The following is a 4,278-nucleotide window of genomic DNA, read 5'->3' on the forward strand; positions in this document are numbered from 1 at the left end:
ACGGTTACCCGCCAGATCCTAAGTCTGGTGCGTCTGCCAATTCCGCCACTCCCGCAGATGTATTCATTTGTTATGCTTATTTAGCTACTAACAAATAAAAGATGGTGACCCACCCGCGACTCGAACGCGGGACACCCTGATTAAAAGTCAGGTGCTCTACCGACTGAGCTAGTGGGTCATTGTCATAAACCGACTATTTTATAACTTGCTAAGGAATCTACCCATTGAATATCTTCAATGCTACCACAGTAGGCACCTTGCAAATCTATGGCAGGGGCGGCTGGACTCGAACCAACGCATGACGGAGTCAAAGTCCGTTGCCTTACCGACTTGGCTACGCCCCTACTAAAAGAAGTATATGGGGTGACTGAAGGGGATCGAACCCTTGCATACCGGAGCCACAATCCGGCGTGTTAACCACTTCACCACAGTCACCATAGCCATTGCCGCTGACGACAGAATTTATTCTAGCACACCATATTCGTTATGTCAAGCACCCTATTTAGCTTTTTATAATTAATATTTAGTGCTAACTGCCAAATTGCCACCAAATATAAAAAAGTTGTAAGTCATAATAATTACACCGTTTTTATTATTATGATTTACTTGGTCTGACCTTATGGGTTGGCACAGCAGTTAACGGGTCATCTGGCCAGTAGTGCTTGGGGTAACGTCCCATTAAATCTTTTTTGACGTCAAAATAAGTCGTACGCCAAAAGCTCCTCAAATCTCGTGTTATCTGTACAGGACGTTGCGCTGGTGACAGCAATTGGATGGTTAATGGTACTTTACCCCCGGCAATGCAGGGAGTATCGGTAAGTCCAAACAGTTCTTGCAATTTTACCGCTAATATAGGACACTCCGGATTACTGTAATTTATCGCCACCCGCTGTCCACTAGGCACCCTCAGATGGGTAGGTGCATATTCATCAAGCTCCTGGCGTTGCTGCCAAGTCAGCAAGTTTTCCAAAATAGACACCATATTCAGCTTGGCCATGTCTGCCCGGCTTGTTAGACCATATACAAACGGACCTAACCAACCTTCCAGCGTTGCCAGCAGCTTTTCATCGGAAACGTCAGGCCAGCCTTCCGCATGACGAGCAATAAATAACATGCGCTGACGTAATTGCTGCGCCGCTTTGGTCCATGGAAGAATACCTATTCCTTCTAAAACAATCCCCTTACACAAAGCTGCCATCACTTCATCCGGATTAGCATTGACGCAAGGACTTTCCTTCAATATTATGGCCCCAAGCCGTTCATAGCACTTTGCCCGTACTGCCTGGGCAGTCCTATCCCAGACTACCTCAGTTTCAGTCGTTATCTGTTGGGAAAAATGACGTTTTAACTCTTCATAGTGTAGCGGCGCAGCTAAAAAAATCTGGCTGTCGACTCCCTGACCGTCTAATTCGGCAGCCACAATATACGGACTGTGTGCCAACAACTGCGATTCATGCATACTAGCACCACGCCCACTCTCCAAGAGAAACCGGCCGCTACTGCGCAACTGCCCAATTCTGTCAGGATAGGCAAAAGCTAATACTAATCCACAATCCTCTACCGTATCTTGCTGATTTGGGGTAATGCCAAAATCCTGTTTTAATTTTCTACTTTCGGCCTTAATACGCCGGATAATCGATGTTTCCCGATACTTGCCGCCCTGGTTACGCAAAGCTTCTACTCGGAGACGCAGATCAACATCAGGCCTTACCCCATTACTTTGCAGAAAATCGCGTTCACTTACAATGGCGGCAACCTCACATGCTACATGACCCAAGCCTATTTCCTTCGCTTTGATGATCATATGGGCTAAGCGTGGGTGCAAGCCCGACTGGGCCATTAACCGCCCATGAGCAGTAATCATGCCATTGGGTTCTATCGCCCCTAACTTCAGCAACAATGACTGTGCTTGCAAAAAGGCGGATTCTGGTGGCAGATCCAGCCATTGCAGTTGGTTAGGACTGCTTACACCCCAAGCAGCCAATTCTAACGCAAGCGTTGCCAAATCAGCCGATAATATTTCTGGCCTATTGCTGGGTTCTAAATACAAATCTTCTTGCTTAGTCCAAAGCCGATAGCAAATCCCTGGTCCCAAACGCCCGGCACGACCACGGCGCTGTTCTGCCGCCTGACGGGATACTCTTACCGTTTCCAGGCTTGTCAGTCCAGTACGTGGTGAGTATCGCGGCACTCGCATCAATCCACTGTCAATAACTATGCCTACTCCTTCTACTGTAAGGCTGGTTTCGGCAATCGAGGTGGCTAATATAATTTTGCGCTGTCCGTCAGGACTTGGTAAGAGGGCCGCATCCTGGTCCTCTGGCGGCAAATTCCCGTAAAGCGGCGCAATTCGTACCTGTTTAGCTATACCATTTGCGGTAAGTTCCGCTTGAACTCGGCGAATCTCACCAGCTCCTGGTAAAAACACTAATATATCGTTATTCCCGTCAGCAAGTGCCGTACACACAGCTTGTGAAACAAGACTTTCCAGCTGGTCTTCTGTTCGCCGTTTAAGGTAGTGAGTCTCCACCGGAAAAGATTGTCCACTACTATAAATAACTGGTGCATTACCAAGCAACGCGGCCACTGGTTCAGCTTCAAGCGTTGCTGACATAATCAACAGACGTAAATCTTCTCTCAACACAGCTTGCGCTTCCAACGCCAGTGCTAAACCGAGATCGGTATGCAGACTCCGTTCATGGAATTCATCAAATATAATCAAACCAACTCCAGCTAGCGCCTGGTCGGTTTGTATCATCCGAGTAAGAATACCTTCAGTAATGACCTCAATACGAGTTTTGGACCCCACACAGGTATCCAGCCGAGTCCTATAGCCAACCGTCTCTCCAGGCCGCTGCCCCAACATGTTAGCCATATAACGGGCAGCAGCACGCGCTGCCAAACGCCTTGGCTCTAGCATCAGGATCCGCTTACCCTGTAACCAAGTTTCATTTACAAGCGACAGCGGAACACAGGTTGTCTTGCCTGAACCAGGCGGCGCTATGAGTACCGCATTTCCCTGTGTACGTAATATAGCCTTAAGCTCAGGCAGGACTTCGTGAATAGGCAAAGTAGTCATCACTTCAATCGGCAAATCCTTCTGGATTGGCTTTATGCCAACGCCAAGCAGTAGCAATAATCTTGTTTATATCCGTGTATTCAGGCTGCCAGCCTAAATCTTTTCGAATCTTATCAGAGCTGGCAACAAGCACAGCCGGATCACCGGCACGTCGGGGAGCTATCGTTTTAGGCACAGGTAAACCAGTTACCGCTTCTACTGCTGCAATGATCTCTTTAACGGTAAAGCCATTACCATTACCAAGATTATAGACATCAGAGCCGTGGCCATTATATAACGCTTTTAGCGCAAGCACATGGGCTTGTCCCAAATCAGTAACGTGGATATAATCCCGCACACAAGTCCCGTCTTTGGTGGGATAATCTTCGCCAAAAATTTTTAATCCATCGGTTTTCCCCAGACAGGCTTTGAGTGCAAGCGGTATTAGGTGAGTCTCCATACGATGGTCTTCGCCAATATCGCCAGCAGCATCAGCCCCACAGGCATTAAAATACCGCAAGGCAATATAGGTCAGACCATATGCACGTGAATAATCGGCCATAGCATTTTCCATAATGAGTTTTGTTCTTCCATAAACGTTAGTAGGATTTTTAGGTGCATTTTCGGTTATTGGAGAAATTTCTGGTTCACCATAAACAGCAGCCGTTGACGAAAATACCAGTTTGTTCACGCCATTTTCCAGCATAACATTAAGCAGATTTAAGGTTCCAGCGACATTATTATGATAATAATCCCGCGGATTAACCATCGAAACTCCAACAAGACTATAGGCCGCAAAATGAACCACTGAATTGATTTCATAACGTTTGATAGTATCAGTTAGGCGATCACTTTCAAAAATATCCCCTTTAACAAATATGCTGTTTTTAACAGCAGCTCGGTGACCAGTCACCAGATTATCATAGACAACTACTTTTGCACCAGCTTTTTCCAATAGCCGCACGGTATGAGAACCAATATATCCCGCGCCTCCTGTCACTAAAACATTCATGAAATTACCCCCCATTACTTTATGCAAACACTATGCTTCTTCTTACATTACGAAATTGGCAAAACTTAATCAACGCTATCGCCGGCCAGATAATCAACAAGTTGTTTCGCTAGGCGGCCTGAACGCCCGGAATGGGACATTTCCCACCGCAGAGCTTTGGCCCGCAGCTCAGCACTTGGCAAATGTATGCCGTTTTTTTGCGCAATAT

Annotated in this window: 3 protein-coding genes and 3 tRNA genes; all 6 read right to left on the reverse strand. The window is 46.8% G+C overall.

All coding sequences use genetic code 11. The annotated features are described in order from the left end of the window. Positions 1-102: 102 nt before the first annotated feature. A tRNA-Lys gene (locus AC29Z1_RS04800) sits at positions 103-178 on the reverse strand. 90 nt (positions 179-268) lie between these two features. Next, positions 269-344, reverse strand: a tRNA-Gln gene (locus AC29Z1_RS04805). Positions 345-359: 15 nt separating this feature from the next. Beyond that, positions 360-435, reverse strand: a tRNA-His gene (locus AC29Z1_RS04810). A 160-nt stretch (positions 436-595) separates the two neighbouring features. Continuing rightward, positions 596-3,094 carry an ATP-dependent helicase HrpB gene (gene hrpB, locus AC29Z1_RS04815; protein WP_488270320.1) on the reverse strand — a complete coding sequence of 833 codons (2,499 nt, stop codon included), beginning with the start codon at positions 3,092-3,094 and terminating at the stop codon, positions 596-598. Continuing rightward, positions 3,084-4,070, reverse strand: a complete 987-nt coding sequence (gene galE / locus AC29Z1_RS04820) for a UDP-glucose 4-epimerase GalE (RefSeq protein ID WP_488270321.1) — start codon at positions 4,068-4,070, stop codon at positions 3,084-3,086. The genes hrpB and galE overlap by 11 nt, the downstream gene beginning before the upstream one ends. 65 nt (positions 4,071-4,135) lie before the next feature. Then, a partial coding sequence (locus AC29Z1_RS04825) for a DUF815 domain-containing protein (RefSeq protein ID WP_488270334.1) occupies positions 4,136-4,278 on the reverse strand: 143 nt, incomplete at its 5' end.

The sequence above is a fragment of the Sporomusa sp. genome (genome assembly GCF_057736855.1).